Source organism: Pseudoalteromonas ulvae UL12 (assembly GCF_014925405.1).
In the GTDB taxonomy this organism is placed as follows: domain Bacteria; phylum Pseudomonadota; class Gammaproteobacteria; order Enterobacterales; family Alteromonadaceae; genus Pseudoalteromonas; species Pseudoalteromonas ulvae.
In genome coordinates, this window is sequence record NZ_AQHJ01000020.1 from 38,333 (window position 1) to 56,874 (window position 18,542).

The following is an 18,542-nucleotide window of genomic DNA, read 5'->3' on the forward strand; positions in this document are numbered from 1 at the left end:
GCAATTTAAAGGGTGCAATAGTGAGAAACAAAAATAGTCATTTGCTGGTGGATTTTAATCATAAATTATCGTTAGCTGGAACATTCGAAGAAGCCATAAAATTAACGGAAGAAACCCTAAAATTTCATTTCGGGATAAAAGGCATCTTTTATGGAATTTCATTTGATCCGCAACATACATTTGAAACAGAAGAGCGTCGTAAATCCATAGCTGACGCGAATAAAAAAACGAAGTGTTCAGGCTCGGCAATTTCGCGTATAAAATTCTCTTCGACGTATTATGATGAATGGAATTTTGCTATAGAAACTAACCCAGAATTATTTGAATGTGTTTCATTTGATTGTTTGATAAATAAAAAGCGCGATGTTCTTTGGCAAGATCTCCATCATTTTTTGACAGACAAAACTGCCAAACGTGAGCGCAAATTGAACGATTGCATGGGGGGGTCACTTATGGATAATGGTATTACTTTGCAATGTAACTTTCACGAGATGCAGCCCTATCCAAGTGTCTTTGGCCTAAACGCTGGGCTACATGATAAAACAGGTTTTGCTAAGCAGTGGGCAGAGCAGCATCAAATCATCCGCCGAATAGTCAACGAGTTTGACGCGGCTGTGAGGCAAAACCATCTTGAAAATTGGTGTGGGTTATCAAAAAGCGAACTTGAAATCCTGAAGCTTGGTCGTAGCTACGATATAAGTGAAATCGCCTTACTTAGACACAGAAGCGAAAATACTATAAAAAAACAAATCAGCTCAATTAAATCGAAACTCAAAGCCAATAATCTTCAGTCTGCCTATCTACATGCCCTCACGGTCGGATTAATCAAGCCCGAGTTATATTAGCTCAACATGGTAGTGATTATTTCAAAAAGCAAGTGTTGACTACACGGGTGTAACGTATTATCTTTTTAATGTGCTCATGATAAGTCAATCTATACTCATAAGCGTCAATCCAAATAGTTGGCCCCAGAATAGAAATATTCTGGGGTTTGTTCTTATCAATTACTCAAAAATTTTATTACCCAAAATGTGCATTGCTAGTACATCCTTTTAGTTCCAACTCACTCATTCGAGCATTCTTTTTTACTAGTTTACATTTGCACAACCTGACAAAGGGATCATGTTATGTGGTTTGTCACCAATACAACAATACCACCTAAGTTTTATAGGCCAGATACAGACTTAATCTTGGTAACTACAATAGAGTGGATTACTGAACAAAATGATGAATCAGGCAATATAGTGTGGCGAGGCTCACCGACTATCAAAAATAATCAACAAGCAATTCATGCCTTGTATACGGTAGGTGTAAAAGGCTATCGTACAAAAGATGACGCAAAAAAATTCGCTAAGACAATGGGTATCAAAACATGGAAATATCTTAGCTTAAAATAAATTAAGATGGATTAAGGATATATAAGTTCTCAACCAGCTGATAAAAGCATAATCAACTTATCTCCACTAACAAGCTTGACCTGTGTGTTTTGCAATATTGATTTACTCATATCGCCCGTTTTACCGCTATGAACAAATAACCCTTTAACACCATGGCGACCACATAGCTCGATAAAAGCCGCGACATGTTTTGGATTAACGTAATTTGAATACTTTTTTGCCTGAATGAAGTAGGTTGTTCCTTTAATCATAACTTTCCCATCCACGCCACCGTCATGTGTATACCGGTTACCCCGGATAATCTTATGACCCTGACGCTGAAGGGCCGTTAAAATCATCTCTTCGAAAACATATGGGTTTACTGCGATACGCAAAAATGAGATTTTGCCTGAAAAACTATCAATTTCATTCAATCTTTTTAGTTTCTTAGAAGCAACTTTGATGTACTTCTTTTTCTTAGCTGAATAGCGATTTTTACTTGGAATTAATACGTACAAGCACAGTAAAAATAGAATAAATCCGATCGGTACAGAGTAGGACTCAAAGACATCTAAATCAATTGAATTCAGGAAGTCATTAAGCATAAGACTACTTACCTTTTATACTTATTTGATTCAATCGGGCAAGCAGGGGGAGCACATCACCAGGCGTCAACTGACCATGGAATCCGTCTCGATTCCAAAGACGGATCAATACAGATAGAGCGAACAAACTTAACTCATGCAATTCGAGTGGGTTATTTACAAATCCACTTTTCACCACAGGGGCTGCAGAATTTCCCTCAACCTTCTTTGTAGAAAACACGTTGAGATTTCGCTCTTCATTCCATTGGATCTTCAGAAGAACCCCTCCAGCTGAGGGATGGCTAAATTCCCGTTTGTAACCATGTAAAACAGAAACAAGAGACACTAAATCTGCATCCGAAACGGATACCTTTGTTTCAAGATCATTAGCGAATTTTTGATTATCTGGATCCCAACATACAAAACTGACAGATAGAGCCGGGCGTTTATTTTGCTCACCGATTGTTGTTTCCGTGAATGTTAATTTAAAGCGCTTTGGTATGATTAACCGGCGACTAAAAATTTGATTATTTTGCATGCTCTTCTACTCCAAAAATGTTCAGTTTCTCTAAAATGAGAGGTCCTGATTTAAAGCTATTTAATTTTCGGGCCTTCACCTCATTGCGTTGATAGCTTTCTAACGCTGAGACCTTAACATCGTCCTGACCAAATAAAATAATAGGGGAGGAGACACTACAAAATGACCGGGTACCGTCTTTAAAGTAGACAGATATCGCTGGTGCTACTGGTTTTTTTCGACGCATCCTAAATCGTGCATAAGTAGAGCGCCTAATTGAATCAATATCTGAAACAAATTGAGTTTGGGTTAAATCGGGATCAACCGATTTGGATAAATGCACTTTTAAGTTATCTTCAAGCAATTGAATAAGCTCTGACTTGGTGAAAACTGTATTGTTGGTATCTCGCTTCCAGTGAAAGTTTAAGGAACGCAGTGGCTGACTGAAGTATTTCAACTCTCTTTTGGCAACAAGGCTAATTAGCATTGGGAAAATACTGTGCACCCACTCAAAATGCTCTCGTTTATTTGTGAGCTTAGCTCGCGCAGCCAAAATAACCCCAAACTCTCTTTTTGCTGTATTAAGTTCATTACACAATTGAATGAGCTCTTCGTCATGCGGGATAGAGATAAAACCAGGGAATTTTGGGACTATTTTAGTTGATTGGCCATCCTGCGCATAAAAGGCTCTTGCTGAAATTGCCTCTCGGAACAAAAGAGCCGCTTCTTCACCAACGTAAGGGGTGACAGCAATAGATTCAATATCGCGGTAAAGGCTTTCTTTTACGGACAGTTTCCCTTCTTCTTCTCTCGAAATAAGCGGGATATGGTACATTTGACAGTCAAAAAAAACAGCCTTATTCATCTTCAAAGCCAGCTCATTGGTTAACTGAACCATGACGGACATGAGCTCATTTAACTGAGCTTTATAAAGCTCCATTGCGATCTCCTCACTTATGGATTACCATACTAATAATACAACATAAGTATAAAATAATAAATTATGAGATTAGGATATTCGTACACGATATCAAGTTACTTAATTGCATTGACGATACAGCGGTGCTTTCTAAGTCACTCTGCAGGGGATAACTGGCTATTACTCGCCATAGCGCTACTAATTTATTCATTGTCACTGTTAAAACCTACCTTTACTCTTGGCCTTATACCGCTAGGTTTATTTGCTAACTACACACATGAACTTATTTACATCTCAGGCATTTTAAATGCGATGGATCTACATCTTGCGACAGCATTATTTGGCGGGTTAACGCTATTTAACCATCTAAAACCGGCATTCACACACTCAACCCCAAAAATGATGCTTTCAAAAGTTAAACTGGGCATATTGCTCTGTCCGATAGTCATCATTTTCTTACTTCAACTGTATTACAGCATTCACGTAATTGCGCACATTACAGCGCAAGAACTCATGTTACGATTTATCCCACTCCTGATAATTGCGGGGATCTTAGCACTTTCCAATCGGTATACCTTAGCGTCAATGATTACCACACTCATAATCGGAGGAAGCAGCTTCATCTTGGCCCAGCTCGCTGCCATTTTCTGGTTTGAAGGCTTAAAGTTTGATGGCGTATTCTTAGTTGGTATAGCACTTTTGTGCATGTATTTTTCAGCCAGCTCATATAAAGAGGTTGCACACCTTGACTAACGCACCCACCACAAAACCAAAAGAGAGTATGGTTCAAGGGGTAGAATACATCCAACATACACATTATTCAATGACAAAATATAGGCACCCGCTTCGCTCTGCCGGTGCCTTTTTTCTTTCTTTTTTTTATTTTTTCTTTTTTTTTCTCTGTTTCGGTCGGTCAAAGCGACTGTCAGGAGATGCGCGGCTTTGCTCTTTAACTGTGAAGCTTAAGTGTAAGTTGGATGTAAAAGAGGCTTATTATGTCTAGACACGACCTTCGTGAAATTTATGTTTATGTGTTCTTCCCCCTCAAAAAGGGCGAGAAAACAATTCCACACCATGTCTATCAACTCATCACCTATGATGACTTTGAAACCATTGCCGACGCTAATCGTAAAGACAATCAACGTCCCAAAAAAGATGCTATCGATTACTTGTCATGGCTTGTGAATGAAGAGCACCCCACAATACTTGATAATTCTATCAATCCAGAAGAAACCCGACCCACGATTAAAGGGATTATTGGCTCAGCTTGCTGCTTGCATACCGATATGTTCGTTCAAATGCGCGATGCTATTAAGTGCCTGGATAATTGTCGCCGAGAATATTTAGTCATTTACTTAAACACAGAAGTAACACTGACCCACATCCGCCCAGTCGATGAATTCCTCTCAAAGTTCGAGTTTATTACGCGTAGATTCGAAACGACTATTTCTTCTAACTGCGATTACTATGCAGGTAATAAGTTCCTTCCTTGTGAAAACGCATTAATGAAGTGGGAATCAAAACTTTCTTTTCCAGGAGCGGATCAGCATGCTTGAGCGACGTAAAGACGAGTCACAAACTCACCCAGAGAAAAAACCAATTGAGCGGCTGGTGGACCTAAAGCCTTTGCTTGATGTTCACGCTATAAACCGGATTATGCAAATTTTTGATATCCCACGCCACAGCACTCAACAATGGTTCCAATGCCCAGAGTGCAGCCGAATAAAGCTAAGAACCTGCGACAAAAATCCAATTAACTTAGTTTGCCAAGGATGTTCAATTACCACTAATTTATTTTCTTTAGCCACCGGCCATCGCTCAGACAAAACGGAACTCAATAAAGAGTTTGCACTCAAAAAAATAATCTATGGGATCCAAGAGGTCGACGCATTTCAATTACTGTCTGCGAAATTTGACTTCATGCTATTCAAGCATAACCTCAACGTCAAACACACAACCGGTGGACCACTTTATTATATCGGCAATCAATATGATGAAGAAAAATTCAACGCTTTAGCGGCACTGCGTAATATTAAAATGTGCAACACCAATATGAAGCCCCCCTATATTGCCCGCATAAAGACATGCCATGCAACACGCCATCCATACATTTGGTGCACAACTAACCGATTACTCGAGATTAAATAATGAAAGCACGCTTAGGGATCCATAACAATGCGATGAAAGCTTGGAACTACAATGAAATAACGACGCCTCATATCGTAATTTCAGGTAAAACTGGCTCTGGTAAAACCCATTTATTACGACGACTCCTTAATGATATGGTAAATACGGCCCCAAATCCGGTTCGGGTTCATATCTTCGATGTCCATGACGATCTTGCCATGCCCAATGAATCGGAAGTCATGTTCTCACAATCATCTAGTTATGGAATGAATGTACTTGATATCGATCCGAATCCACACTCTGGCGGGCCAAGGCGAGCCATTTCTGAGTTGATAGCAATGATGGGAAAAACAACGACATTTAGACTGGGCGCCCGGCAAGAGCCGGTCTTCAGAAATATCTTGCTTCAGCTATATGAAAAAAATGGGTTTTACCCAGACAAGCCTTCGAGTTGGCCTGTTGATGATGGAATAACCAGACGATACCCAAAGAAAATACCGACTCTCACTGACGCATTCAACTTTTCAAACTACCAACTCAATCTGATTGAAACGGGTTGTGGCGGCGGGGCCCTTAAAGCACTTAAAGAACTGAAATCAGCTCAACTAAAACGAGTTAAACTTATTCGTTCTACCCCAAAAGATGGGCTCGTAGATATTGAGGGGGAAATAGAAGCGCTCAAAACAAAAAGCATCTCAGCATACAACGACTTCATCATGCAATCGAGTGATGGGAAAGAGCAAGAAATGCTTAAATTGTATGATGAACCAAGTGTACTTAAGGCGGTGATTGACCGGATCAGCAACCTGCATAACATGCGCGTTTTCTCTGGTGAAAGCCCACCATTTAATATGTCAGCAAATTTTTGGCGCTACCGACTCAAACACTTGACTGTTGATCAATCTAAAATGTTTGTATTGGCCGCTTTAAAACGTTTATTTATGCGAGCTGTCAGAAAAGGCGAGCAAAGCCATATCACGGATATTATCGTGGTGGATGAATTTAAGCGCTATGCTGATGACGAGCAGGGTAGTATTTTCGACATGATCAGTTTAGAAGCAAGAAAGTTTGGCTTAATGCTGGTGACCAGCTCACAATCACATAGGCATTTCCCTTCTGATCTTCTTAAATCATCTGGGCTATCAATCGTTCTACAGCAAGATCCTTTGGATTACACCTACCTAAAAAATAACTGCCTACTTGAAAAAGAGCAGCTAGAAAAAATTAAACCTCGACATTCTGCATTATTTAGAATGTCTACGTTAGCTCATTCCGGCTCGCAACATGAATTAATCACGATTTCAGATAATGACATTATTTCACACAGCCAAGGCCAAAGAACTCAAACAATCAAAAATGAGCCAGCCTCACCTAAATTAGATTCTTCACCTATGAAACATGAGAAAGTGGTCATTAAAAATAACCCTCCACCTGTACATAGTGACAACTCAAAAGAAGAAGATCTATTATTCGAAGGTAAATCAATTGAAGATATTATTTCTGATTTGTAATTTATTTTATTGTGGCTAACCCTAAATAAAAAACAATTTTAGGCTTATTTAACATAATAATGAAAACTTTGAATAACCCCGCATATGAGGTTTTAGCTCATATGCGGGGAATAGATTCAAATTGGTTTGTGGGGAACTAGTAAGTGGCCGCCATTGCGAGATTGAATGTAGGCCTCGGGACAATCAATCAAATATAAAGCGCTTATTTTGAAAACAGAGATTTATACTTTTTGGCCAAATATCTTTTAAACCTAATCAATCCCAATACATCGCGATCGGTAATAAGCGCAACGATCATTGTGAAATCAGCTATGTTGATTCCAACCTTATAAATACTCCACAAGAGCCATTCTTGCTTGTTTTGGTACACAACAATATCCAAAAACATGAACAGAAAAATTACACCGTTGAAATATAACCCGCTATAAACATAAATGATGCCTGGCGATGGTTTCGTTCTTAATATTACGTTAAAGATAATTATAATTAGCAACGTTGTGAAATCATAAATAAACCACTTAAGATAAATTTCAGCAAAGTCGAAGAGATCATGAAAATGATCACTAATAAAGTAAGAGAGGGCTACAATTAAAGAGCCGATAACCAGTAAATTATCAGTTTTTACTGATATGCACCTAAAAAATAAATTGAGTAAGAAGGCCATGAGAAATCCCCAGACCATAAATGTCCCTAGATAAAGGGATAAATTTTCTGTTAGCACTATTTACCTGACCACAATAATTTTGTTAATAAATTATAAGTCTAACTTAATTTCTTTTAAAATAGCCGGAAACTTTAAGATTCAACCTTATTGGGCATTATAGTTGTATTGATACTTTAATAAGATCCAGATGTTTGCCTTTTGCTCTAACAAGGTTTTGGCCCATCCAAAGTTAGCAACGCTACTTGAAATGAAGATCTCTCGCCTAATATTGACTAAAATAGAGTAATACGACAAAGTGACGACTGAAACTGTAGCGACTCAGTGCCTCCCGACTAATAATATTCATTAATTATTTTTTCTTAAAGTCTACAAGGAAGCGTGGCATTGTCTTTTTAAGGAACATATTAGAGTGTCGAATACTAATTCAGGGGACGGTGAACGTACTGCAATGCTGGGGTATGTACCGCAGTATGAAATAGCAGCAGGCCTAATATATGAAGCTTTGCTCAGTGGAAGTCTTGAATGGTTTCGAGTGGCTGATCCTGATGCGGGAAGTTTGGATGACATACTTATAGCTACTACTGGTAAGCTTGATGCGTATCAGGTGAAGTGGGCGGAATATGTTGGACAAATTAGTTATGCAGACTTTATAAGAGACACTCCTACAAAGCAAGGGGGTGAAAAGCTAAGCCTTTTCAGGCAGCTAACAGAAGGGTGGAATCATTTAAGTGATAATTACAAAGAAAGAACTGTAAAAGTTCACCTGCTTCATAAGCTAGTACCTAGCCCAAACCCTAAAGCCGAAATTCCTTTAGGCGATAAAGTCCCTAAACATGCTCACTTCCAATCTTTCTTAAAAGAATGTTGGTTCGATAGAAAGTGGTGTGAAACCGGTCTTGATAAAGTAGCGGTATGTTGGAAAGAGACACTGTTGGATTTACAGAATTGGACTTCACAGACTTTGCTAGACACTTTTAACAGTTACAATGTAACTTCAAATAGAGGTGTTTATGAGCAAAGGCAAACGGTATACCGAAGAGTTTAAGATAGAAGCAGTCAAGCAAATTACTGAGCGTGGTTATTCAGTTCAGGAAGTTGCTGATCGGCTTGGTATTTCAACTAAATCCCTCTATCACTGGCGAAGCCTGTTAAGTGGCAATAAAGCCGTTCGCCAGTCATCTGATGATTCGGTTCGAATTGCTAAGTTAGAGGCAGAGTTGAAGCGAGTCACGGAGGAAAGGGACATCTTAAAAAAGGCCGCAAGGTACTTTGCAAGCCAGCCAGAGTAAAGTACGCCTTTATCCGAGATCACCAGAAGCAGTTCTCTGTGTTATCCATGTGCCGTGTATTAAAAATCAATCGCAGTGGCTTTTATGCATGGCTTAAACAGCCGTTGAGCACGAGAGCGATTGAAGATAATCGCCTGCTCAAGCGGATAAAAGAGTTCTATATTGCCAGCGGCGGAACATATGGTAGCCCTTGGATACATCGTGATCTTCGTGAAGCGGGCGAGTCTTGTAGCGTGCACCGTGTTGCTAAAATTATGCGACTGAACAACCTTAGAGCGCAGATTGGTTACAAGCGCAAATACATCAAAGGCGTTAAGCCATCACGGATTGCAGATAACGTATTGGAGCGTGATTTTGCCCCAGACTCACCTAATACTGCGTGGGTGAGTGACATCACGTATGTGCGAACGTATGAGGGTTTTCTGTACTTAGCGACAGTTATCGACTTGTTCTCACGACGCGTTGTCGGTTGGTCGATGGATAAAAACATGGATAAGCATTTGGTTATCCGGGCATTATTAATGGCCGTTTACCAACGTCGGCCAGAACAATCTGTGTTGGTACATAGCGATCAAGGCAGTCAGTATGGCAGTGCAGATTATTTAGCGTTTATGAAAGAGCATAACCTTATTCCTTCCATGAGCCGCAGAGGAAACTGTCATGATAATGCGGTTGCTGAGAGCTTTTTTGCTACGTTTAAAAAGCGCGTGATCAGAAAGAAGATATATTCGACCAGAGACGAAGCGAAGACAGAGATATTTAACTTTATAGAAATGTTTTACAATCCAAAAAAACGCCACTCGCATACAGGCGGTATATCACCTGCTAAATTCGAAGAAGCGTATTTTTTGAAACAACAGACTGTCTAGTGAGAGCTGGGAAGTCCAAATCGATCAAATTTTAATGATGACCAATTTTTGAATTTTATTCGTTGTTGTGAGCTTGGATTCAATTATAAGCGACCAGCTGACATCCCTATAACCAATCAGGGACAAGCAAGAAAACAAGAAGATATTGAAAAAATATATAACCTCCTGACGAAAATGGCAGGAGGTGAACGTCGAATTATTGAGCTATCCAAAGATGATATGTTGGATAGGTTGGCGTGGAGCCATAGATTCAAACATAAGTTTGTTCACGAATTTCCTATTGATCGAACTTATCAAGAAATTGAAGAAACGGTTGTTTCTATATCTGATGTATTATCACAAACCAAGCAGGGCTATGTCGCATTGCTGGGAACTCCAGGCTCTGGAAAGTCAACAACGCTTACTCATACTTTAAGGTATAAAGCAGGATATAAGTTAGTTAGATATTACGCGTATGTTCCAGATAGCACTTATCAAGGGCGTGGTGAAGCGAGTACTTTTCTTCATGACATTACCTTGTCGCTAAAAAATCATGGCTTTCTTGGTCAAAGTTCTGGGCAACCAGGCTCAAGAGAAGAATACCTATCGTTGTTAGGAGAGCAGCTTCAGCAAGCCCATGAAAAATGGAAAAATGATGGTGTAACCACCATCATCATGGTCGATGGGTTAGACCATATTCAACGAGAGCAAAATCCTCTACAGAGTTTGTTGTCAGATTTTCCTCCCCCTAACACCGTACCTGATGGAGTGATATTTGTTCTAGGGAGTCAAACGTTGGAGTTGAACGATCTCTCTGACACGATAAAGGAGCATGTCAGGCATGAAAGTCGAACCATTGTGATATCTCCTCTAACTCGGACAAATGTCTATGCAGCCATAAAAGAATGGGCAGGTTGTTCCGAACTAACAGATGATGCCAAGAAGAGAATTTTCGAAAAGTCATTAGGACACCCACTATCTTTAGTATATTTGCTGCAATTTATTACTAGCAGTTCGGGTAAGAGTTATGATGAAACTATTGATGAGTTTCCTCCTTATCAGGGACATATTGAGCAAAGCTACTCAGTTTATTGGCGGCAAATAGAGAGCAATCAGAACCTTGTTGACTTGCTTGCGTTATTGTCAAGATTGAGAGTACCAATAAACACTCAATTGCTTGATAAATGGTCTGAATATTCAACTATTCGCGCGTTTATATCAACTGCATCTCACTATTTTAAGAAAGATAGTGATGTAAGTTGGCGTTTTTTCCATAACAGCTTCCGGCAGTTTATTTTAGATAAAACGAGCCGTAACCTATTTGGTAATTTTGATGATTCACAGGATATCAAATATCACAAGGTATTAGCTGAGCATTGTATTCAATCGTCTGATGGTAATGATCCAATGCGATGGGAGGCAGTTTACCACCTTTTTAATGCTCGGCAGATGGAAGCTGTAATTGGTATAGGGACTCAAGGTTACTTTAGAGAACAGTTCTTTAATCTTCGGAATACTTCGAGTTTGACAGATGATATTGACGCTGTTCTATTGTCGGCGAAGGAGCTAAATGACCCGCTTGCAGTAGTGAGATGCTTATTAATTGAATGCGAGCTTAGAGAGCGTAGAGATGCCCTTAATGAAATTGATGTACTTAATCTCTTATTTTCATCGGAGGGGGTAAGTTCAGCGCTTAGCTATATATTCGACGGAGAATTACTTAGAGTAAGTGATGCACAAGCGCTCAAATTTTCTAAAGTTCTTGCTGAGAACAAATTCTTTAATGAAGCTAAAAGGGTCTTTGAAACTGCTGAACCGCTAAGTTACTTGTCAGGTAGTGACGCTGTTGATCCGCATCATGGTGGAGCTGAAAATTTGAAACGATGGGTTGATGTGGCTCATTATTTCATGCCCCTAGATGACCTCATCTCAACTATACACCAAACGAAGTATGAAGATGATGTGGGAGCAAGGAGTGGAAATAATGAGGATCTGCATGCTCGCTTGTTGGTACGGTTTGTCAATGGTGTTTATGAAACAAAAGACGAAGTGAAAATAAGTGAGCTTTTTTCCTTCTTGTCAGAAAAAGAAGAGCACTTTGATAGTTTTGTAAATTTATGTATTTCCATATGCATTAGCCAATATCCAACGGCTTTGGTAGACGCTGCATTCGAGGCCGTTATTGACTGGTCTGATAATTATGACTTAGATTTTTCGGACAAGGTGTTGGTTGCTGAACTGGATTACAGAGCCAATGGAAGTGTAGAAAAAACTAAAGCATGGTTTAAAAGTTTAGAACAGCCAAAACTTTATAAGTATAGCGCTCATGGTCAATGGAAGAACTTAAGTCCATTCGATGGTCGAATTCGTCTTAATAGACTACGAGCAGCTCTGGGCCAAAGTGTTGATCCTGTTAAGGTGGTTCCAAATGAAAGCGAAGAAAAGTATACAGGAAACGTCTTATTTGAACGTGCTTTAGTCAGGTTTTCAAGCATTTGGGGACGAGGTTGGGCTGGAGAGAAACTTCTACCAAGTTTTATTGTTCAAGAAATTAAGCCATCATTTGAATTATTACGAAAGCCTTATAATCAAACAAGGGATTGGATAGGGTGGTATGAGTTCGAATCAGCCGCTGTTGATTACTTTAATTTCGCAATAAGGGCCACTGCTCAACATGGACGTGATTGTATTTTGGCTCTAGCCGATGCTTTTAGAAAAGATTGGGATAAACGGTATTGGCCGACTAGCTGGCGCAGAGAAATTGCTTTCACTTTGTATAAAGAAGGGAATGGCAGGGATGATTTTGTTGACGTGCTGGATCAAATCGAAAAAGAGATCCCCGATTTTGACGAAATCCACTCCAAAATATCTGAGTATTATGAACTTTCTATAATGTGGTCAAAGATTGGTAAACCAGATCGAGCAGCTAGCCTTTTACCTAAAATCTTCGTGGGTTCTTTTGGAATATATCATAAGAAAGACAGGCAATTTTCCCATTGGGTATCGTGGTTAGATAAGTTTACCAGTCAATATCCTGATTTAGCATACGGTGAAATATGTCGATTTTCTTTGGCGTTAGTAAATTTGGAACAGTCGGGAAATGGTCGTGGTACGCAGGAAGCAGGACTTGATCTCATCACTATTACCTCACGTTGGAATCCGGGATATGGATTAAAGCTCTTGAGGTGGTTATTCGATCATAAAGGACTTGATTATGCTCCAGGCCTAACAGGTTTACTGTCTGGATTGCTTGATGGTTCTTGTCCGGCATTGAAAGAAATATCTGTGATGGCGAAAAAGCTGCTGATCCCTTTCGAAGAGTACAACCCTTCCGAACTGCCTAAAAAGTTGGTATCTCGATACAGCCAATCTTCCGATGATAGTATGGCGGATGAGATAGAAGAGCTTATTGCATCTATCAATACACATTCATTACCTTCAAATCGTTACTCGTGGTTAGAGGGGATAGCGCTTGGCGTCAGAGATGCGGGGCTAGACAATCGTTTTTATGCATCAATGGCGTTTTCTACCCCCCAAGAAAAGCATGTTACTCATGAACCCTCTTTGACATTAAATACCGGGCAAAAACTTACAGATAAAGAAGCTCAGCTGACAGTAAATTCTTCTGAAAGCCTTTTTCAGCTTCTTCGAACTGTTGAATCCGTTGACTATTTCCGCTGGATGAAATTAATTCAACCTTTTTTAAAAGGTATGAATGTCTCTCAATTAGAGGAACTCTATAAGCTTTTAAAGCCTCCTGTTAAGCCTGATAATAATGTCGTTTCTTGTATTGCTACCGCATTATATTCACATGGCGAAGTGGATAAAGCGAAGAGTTTATTAGAAGGTTTATTCGATAACACGGATGCCAAAGATTGGGATTTGCATTGGGATGGTGGTTCTACGCAGTCGATATTTAGAGCCCTTGTTGAAATTGATCCTAAAAAGTGGCGACCTAAAGCGCTCGCTCGTTTAGTTGATGATTATATTGGTGAAAATAGGTATCCAAACAGCTTAATTTGGAACTTACAAGAAATTGTCGATATCCTCTTTGAGGATAAAGATGTCCTACCCATTTGGAAGGAAATCAAAGAACATGCATACCAGCTAGACGCTTTTGAACAAGGTACTGAGAATCCACCAGCACTGTTAAATGACTTTGGCGAGAAGAAGGATGCTAATTTACTCATTGAGTTTGCATTCGATATGCTTGATGTCGCTATTCCTGAATTAGAGGTTATGGCTCATCAGGCAATCGTTGATTTGGCTAAAATTAAAGCTAATTGGCCAGAAATTCTTAGGCAAATAGCTGATAGAATAGACAAAATTGGGTTGACGCAGGTAAAAGTAGTATCTTTGTTAAGTAGCTTGGAAAAGGATTTCAAAGGGTTTGCTCTTCAATTTGAGCAGAAAATATCTTCACTCTGTGCGTCGAAAGACTTTAGTGTAAGGATGATTGCCTTGGATTTGTCTAGTTGGATAGGGATCGAAGGTAGGCTACCTCCACATGAACGATCAAAGTTACCTTTGATATACGAATTGGAGTTACCTGAAATAAGCAATAAAAAGGAAGCTATTCCATTTTCAGCAATCCGCCCAGGGGAAACACTTCCTGATGTTGATGACCCGATTGAGTTGCTTAATCCTTTTGTGTCTGTAGCGGAGCTGGTGGCTAAATTCTCAAACGTACCGTTTGAGAATTTAGCCTACAGAGCTTGTGAGTTTATGAAAACTTTGATTCCAGAGAATGAATGGAATAAGCAGGCTGAAGAAATTTATGTAAACTGGTTGGAAGGCGTTGGACTCAAGCTGACCTACCATAGACTGAGACCAAAAGTGGCAAAACTGGCACTCTCTTATGTGGTGTGCGAGTTATTGGATGCTGGGAGAATACCTCATCAAGGAATTGATCTTCTGCGAAAGATTTTCAAACGTAGTGATGAATTGTTATTAGAACTTGAGCCCACTATTAGACCTGAGGGTATTGTTGTACCGAAAGCAAAAGATCGAGATATATCTCATAAACACGATGAATGGTTGGGGGATATTGAACAAAGTATTACAAAATTTGTTGATTGTATAGGCACTGAAAAACAAATTATTGGTGAACTTACAACCTGGAGATGGTTAGATTGGGATTTACCGACGGAGGTTCGTATGTCTACAGTTTGTCATCCTGAATGGAATGACGATGAAGAAGTTACCTCACCTTCTGCTTTCTTCCCTAGCATGATGAACAGGTCTGCAATTGATTACCCTGAAATCACTGCAACCATAGAACCATCACTGGTAATTTATGGTACAGGTTTAAACATCGATCATGGAAGCATTGAGTGGTTAGCACTAAATCCTTCTTTTGGCTTGTTTCTGGGTTGGTCTGTTTCTGATGAAGGAGTGTTCCGCTGGATCAATGAGAAAGGGGATATAATGGTTGAAAGCATCTACTGGAAAGATGGTCCTATTTCTCGACAACCACCAAAAATGGATGATATTTGTTCAAATGGATGGCTTGTGACCGCCTCTGACGAGGCAGTTAAAAAAATCAGGGAAGTCATTGGCGAAGCGATAAAAGTAAATGCAGTAATACGCAGTTATAGTCGAAATACATACGAACCTAACACTACTTTCATCCAACAGAGAATTAATTGGTAGTCACATTAAAATGGTTGTACATTATTGCAAGGGGTAGTTATTACCCCTACCAAACTACAGAGACAGAAATAATTCTGTTATATAAAACGATGAAATCTTCTGCATGCTTTTCCTAATCTGATAGAAATGCTTTTTGCTATAAAACTAACTTGCTTTTATCGAAAAGTGATCTTAGGACTTTATTGTCTCATTTGACCTCTGATACCAATTATAGAAATAAACTTCGGAAGAAAGAAAGTTAAAACTTTAATGACCTCCGACACGATCATGTCGATTTAACCGATTTTCGATTAAATCACCTTAACCGATTTTCGATTACTGAATAATTGTAAGGAAGAACTAATTCGAGTTGGTTTTTACCCACAGTTACGCCGATCTATAATACAGCTATAGACAACAGGCTAGGGTAGGTAATCCAAAGTCATCAAAATGACAATTTCTTATTTTTTGCACTCAAATACCTTTCCAAAGAACTGGTGTGTAAATATATAGAAGTCGTTTCTATTGAATCATGACCAGCATCATCTCGAACCTCAGCAAGAGATCTCTTGTTGATATTTATATCATGACTTATACCCGTGTGCCTTAGCCAATGAGGAGAGGCCCCTAAAAGTATATCCGCATCATAAACTAAACCTGCATCTCTTAACCTTGTGGCCGCAAGGTCAAATACTAACTGCATTATATCTCTTAGTTGTCGATCTCCGAGATTTTCATTTATCCTTACTATCTCATCACCCTTCTTTATATGCCGACAAAAAAGCGGCTCCATTTCACTTGGATATGGGAGGGAAGGCAACCCCAAAAACGCTCTGTAACGTATTAGTTCATTTTTCAAATCATCCGAAACAGAGACTTTACGACCTTTATTACCCTTGGAAATCGGTATAGAAAACATGAAAGCCCCTGTATTTCTGTCAGCCTCAAAATCTGACATAAGAGGAGAGTAACCAGGTCTTGCTGCTAACTCGCTTATCCTTGGGTAAACACCATACAACATTGAAACTAAGAATCTCGTCCTAGAGTGCTTGTCTGGATCGCGAAGCGCCAACTCAGAAGCCGCGTCATAAACAAATTGCCACTGTATCTCGGTGAAGTATTTAACCACATCGCCAGAAACCTGCGATTTGTGATTAAACTCATTCTTTCTTTTTAAATTTGCAGGGGGGTTCTTCTCAGCGTAATCCAAGTCTATCAAATAGTCATAAAAGCTTGAAAGGACACTCAAGCTTAATTTTATAGAAGCTGATTTCACCTTATATTGAACATCAGAAGCATGCACACCAGTTTTAGCAATTACTCCCTTTGGTATAGTTCTGATAAAAGGCCTCCAGTTCTCATTAGGCTCCCTACAACCAGTAGCCTTATTTAATCTGAACCTAGAGTTTGTTACTGTACCGATAAACTCATCATCAGGTGATTTAAGGAAATCAACATAAAGACGCATGTCTTTACGATCAATATCGCACAAAGGTTTCTTAGCAACCAACCAACACCAAACTAGATATTTCTCCAACTCAGAACGATATGCTTTAAATGTTTGCTCAGATGAAGAGTTATCTATAAGGAAATCTACTGCAAGGCCATATACATACCCGGCGTCAGAAATTTTATTCTCAGTAGAAATATGCCGAATGGAAAGATTAATAAACTCATTGGGAGCTTCGACGAATTCCAAAGTATCAAAAAAGGGCGTCATAAGAAAAACTCAATTCAATACCGACAATGATTTCTGTCGGTAGGTTATTAGTATCAATTAATTCTAACCCATACCTCTTCTAACATCATCAATTACCGATAACCCTAATTATCGGTAGCAGAGTAATAAGCTCATTTCATTCTTTTTGATAGGAGTATTATTTGATTAGGTTAACTTCGAGAATATTTTCTATCTTCTGTTTTTTACCACTCCAAATGTACTTGTAGTGCCCACCTTGAACTGGAATCGTAACCGTTTTAGGCTTAAACGCCGCAACACATTCACCACCTCTATCACGAACACTTTTATACAGTAAACCATTACTACCACCGGCACGCATTTCCTTTGCAAAATTCTGCGGAGCTAAATAATCATCAGTATATAAAAAGTCAAACTCCTCGGCCCTTACATCATGAAGTTCCAATGCCACTTTATTGATATAGCAACGCATTGTTAACTCGGTGTCTGGCTCGTTGGTAGCTGATAAGAACCTTTCACGATGGTGAATCGTTTCTGCAAATGCCGTATCTAAATCTCTTGCACCATAATATACGCCGTATTCTGTTCCATCAGTAAAGCGTGTGGGACTTCCTATATGTGTAAATGCAGCCATCACAGGTGTTGAACCAGATCCGGAAATTCTTTCTTGCATAGGAACAAGCGCCAAATCACCCACCTCATCACGAAGCCGATCATTAGTGAGTGATTCAATCGCGAAAACTATCTCAAGTTCATCAGTAGATGCAACATTCTCAAACAAATTGATCGGCGGGAAATGACTTGGTACTAATCGATGTAATTTATCCCATTCAGGTAGAACAGTATTAACCTCGTTGTGAATCAAGATATCGCCTCATATCACTCAAATTAATAATACTGCCTTTAAGCATAAACTGTATCGCCGTCTCCCCGTTGAAGGCTTTATTCGGTTTATGTGGCCATGCATCTGCTTGCTCTCGGGTGGGAAATAAAATCCCCAATGCCTTATATATCCCCATCACATAGGAGATACGCTCAAGTGTATCGATAGAGAGGCTTGAAACCTTCCCCTTCTTCCAATTGTAGAACGTTGATTCTGCTGGCTTCCCTAGCATGACAATCTGATCTTTAGCTCTTACATTCCAACTAGCCATAATATTAAAAAAGACCGAAAGGGCAACTTTAGCTGTTTTTTCAGGATCTTTAGCCAAATAGGCTTGTTCTAAGCCAGACATAATAATGCTCTCCATCTATCAAACATACTAACTATACTCCACATATGTAGTTATTTCAAAATAACTACATATACAAGTGTCGGTGGACAATAAAGATTAGAACTCGACACTAAAGTTTGAAACTGTGACATTAAAGTTCGAA

The 18,542-nt window shown here is 39.3% G+C and carries 15 protein-coding genes; 9 read left to right on the forward strand and 6 right to left on the reverse strand.

What is annotated here, in order from left to right; all coding sequences use genetic code 11:
• Positions 1-20 precede the first annotated feature (20 nt).
• Positions 21-845: a helix-turn-helix transcriptional regulator gene (locus PULV_RS01435; protein WP_193330704.1), complete on the forward strand. Its 825-nt coding sequence runs from the start codon at positions 21-23 to the stop codon at positions 843-845.
• A gap of 282 nt (positions 846-1,127) precedes the next feature.
• Positions 1,128-1,397: a hypothetical protein gene (locus PULV_RS01440; RefSeq protein ID WP_193330705.1), complete on the forward strand. Its 270-nt coding sequence runs from the start codon at positions 1,128-1,130 to the stop codon at positions 1,395-1,397.
• Positions 1,398-1,426: 29 nt separating this feature from the next.
• Here PULV_RS01440 and PULV_RS01445 read toward each other — a convergent pair whose 3' ends face one another.
• The 3 genes from PULV_RS01445 to PULV_RS01455 are packed head-to-tail and all read right to left on the reverse strand — an operon-like array spanning position 1,427 to position 3,417.
• Positions 1,427-1,981 (reverse strand): restriction endonuclease, encoded by a 555-nt coding sequence (locus PULV_RS01445; protein WP_193330706.1) that lies wholly within the window; start codon positions 1,979-1,981, stop codon positions 1,427-1,429.
• A gap of 4 nt (positions 1,982-1,985) precedes the next feature.
• Positions 1,986-2,498, reverse strand: a complete 513-nt coding sequence (locus tag PULV_RS01450; RefSeq protein ID WP_193330707.1) for a hypothetical protein — start codon at positions 2,496-2,498, stop codon at positions 1,986-1,988.
• Positions 2,488-3,417, reverse strand: coding sequence for a DNA replication terminus site-binding protein (locus tag PULV_RS01455; protein WP_193330708.1), 930 nt, complete (start codon positions 3,415-3,417; stop codon positions 2,488-2,490). Before PULV_RS01455 ends, PULV_RS01450 begins: the two co-directional genes overlap by 11 nt.
• Before the next feature lie 63 nt (positions 3,418-3,480).
• Here PULV_RS01455 and PULV_RS01460 point away from each other — a divergent pair, with 63 nt between their 5' ends.
• The 7 genes from PULV_RS01460 (at position 3,481) to PULV_RS01490 (ending at position 15,487) form a co-directional block, all read left to right on the forward strand.
• Positions 3,481-4,149 carry a hypothetical protein gene (locus PULV_RS01460; RefSeq protein ID WP_193330709.1) on the forward strand — a complete coding sequence of 223 codons (669 nt, stop codon included), beginning with the start codon at positions 3,481-3,483 and terminating at the stop codon, positions 4,147-4,149.
• A gap of 242 nt (positions 4,150-4,391) precedes the next feature.
• Complete coding sequence (locus PULV_RS01465; RefSeq protein ID WP_193330710.1) at positions 4,392-4,952, forward strand: hypothetical protein; 561 nt, start codon at positions 4,392-4,394, stop codon at positions 4,950-4,952.
• Positions 4,945-5,544, forward strand: a complete 600-nt coding sequence (locus tag PULV_RS01470; protein WP_193330711.1) for a hypothetical protein — start codon at positions 4,945-4,947, stop codon at positions 5,542-5,544. Before PULV_RS01465 ends, PULV_RS01470 begins: the two co-directional genes overlap by 8 nt.
• A complete protein-coding gene (locus PULV_RS01475) occupies positions 5,544-7,034 on the forward strand; it encodes a helicase HerA domain-containing protein (protein ID WP_193330712.1) in 1,491 nt (496 codons plus the stop codon). Before PULV_RS01470 ends, PULV_RS01475 begins: the two co-directional genes overlap by 1 nt.
• A gap of 1,073 nt (positions 7,035-8,107) precedes the next feature.
• A complete protein-coding gene (locus tag PULV_RS01480; protein WP_193330713.1) occupies positions 8,108-8,743 on the forward strand; it encodes a hypothetical protein in 636 nt (211 codons plus the stop codon).
• A protein-coding gene (locus PULV_RS01485; protein WP_193330714.1) for an IS3 family transposase occupies positions 8,709-9,856 on the forward strand; the annotation gives its coding sequence in 2 pieces (ribosomal slippage) (positions 8,709-8,943 and positions 8,943-9,856; 1,149 coding nt in all). The genes PULV_RS01480 and PULV_RS01485 overlap by 35 nt, the downstream gene beginning before the upstream one ends.
• A 48-nt stretch (positions 9,857-9,904) precedes the next feature.
• On the forward strand, positions 9,905-15,487 hold the full coding sequence (locus PULV_RS01490) for an ATP-binding protein (protein ID WP_227009331.1): 5,583 nt from the start codon (positions 9,905-9,907) through the stop codon (positions 15,485-15,487).
• 424 nt (positions 15,488-15,911) lie between these two features.
• Here the strand turns inward: PULV_RS01490 and PULV_RS01495 are convergent, their stop codons facing one another.
• From PULV_RS01495 to PULV_RS01505, 3 genes are all read right to left on the reverse strand, one after another.
• Positions 15,912-17,186 carry a tyrosine-type recombinase/integrase gene (locus tag PULV_RS01495; protein ID WP_193330715.1) on the reverse strand — a complete coding sequence of 425 codons (1,275 nt, stop codon included), beginning with the start codon at positions 17,184-17,186 and terminating at the stop codon, positions 15,912-15,914.
• A gap of 157 nt (positions 17,187-17,343) precedes the next feature.
• The gene (locus tag PULV_RS01500) at positions 17,344-18,030 is read right to left on the reverse strand and encodes an RES family NAD+ phosphorylase (RefSeq protein WP_227009332.1); all 687 of its coding nucleotides are present in this window, start codon (positions 18,028-18,030) and stop codon (positions 17,344-17,346) included.
• Complete coding sequence (locus tag PULV_RS01505; protein ID WP_193330716.1) at positions 18,011-18,400, reverse strand: MbcA/ParS/Xre antitoxin family protein; 390 nt, start codon at positions 18,398-18,400, stop codon at positions 18,011-18,013. Before PULV_RS01505 ends, PULV_RS01500 begins: the two co-directional genes overlap by 20 nt.
• Positions 18,401-18,542 lie beyond the last annotated feature (142 nt).

What these genes read in the sequence shown, in the direction of transcription:
- PULV_RS01440 (WP_193330705.1), top strand. Translation starts at nt 1,128, where the DNA reads ATGTGGTTTGTCACCAATACAACAATACCACCTAAGTTTTATAGGCCA.
- PULV_RS01445 (WP_193330706.1), bottom strand. Translation starts at nt 1,981, where the DNA reads ATGCTTAATGACTTCCTGAATTCAATTGATTTAGATGTCTTTGAGTCC.
- PULV_RS01450 (WP_193330707.1), bottom strand. Translation starts at nt 2,498, where the DNA reads ATGCAAAATAATCAAATTTTTAGTCGCCGGTTAATCATACCAAAGCGC.
- PULV_RS01455 (WP_193330708.1), bottom strand. Translation starts at nt 3,417, where the DNA reads ATGGAGCTTTATAAAGCTCAGTTAAATGAGCTCATGTCCGTCATGGTT.
- PULV_RS01460 (WP_193330709.1), top strand. Translation starts at nt 3,481, where the DNA reads ATGAGATTAGGATATTCGTACACGATATCAAGTTACTTAATTGCATTG.
- PULV_RS01465 (WP_193330710.1), top strand. Translation starts at nt 4,392, where the DNA reads ATGTCTAGACACGACCTTCGTGAAATTTATGTTTATGTGTTCTTCCCC.
- PULV_RS01470 (WP_193330711.1), top strand. Translation starts at nt 4,945, where the DNA reads ATGCTTGAGCGACGTAAAGACGAGTCACAAACTCACCCAGAGAAAAAA.
- PULV_RS01475 (WP_193330712.1), top strand. Translation starts at nt 5,544, where the DNA reads ATGAAAGCACGCTTAGGGATCCATAACAATGCGATGAAAGCTTGGAAC.
- PULV_RS01495 (WP_193330715.1), bottom strand. Translation starts at nt 17,186, where the DNA reads ATGACGCCCTTTTTTGATACTTTGGAATTCGTCGAAGCTCCCAATGAG.
- PULV_RS01505 (WP_193330716.1), bottom strand. Translation starts at nt 18,400, where the DNA reads ATGTCTGGCTTAGAACAAGCCTATTTGGCTAAAGATCCTGAAAAAACA.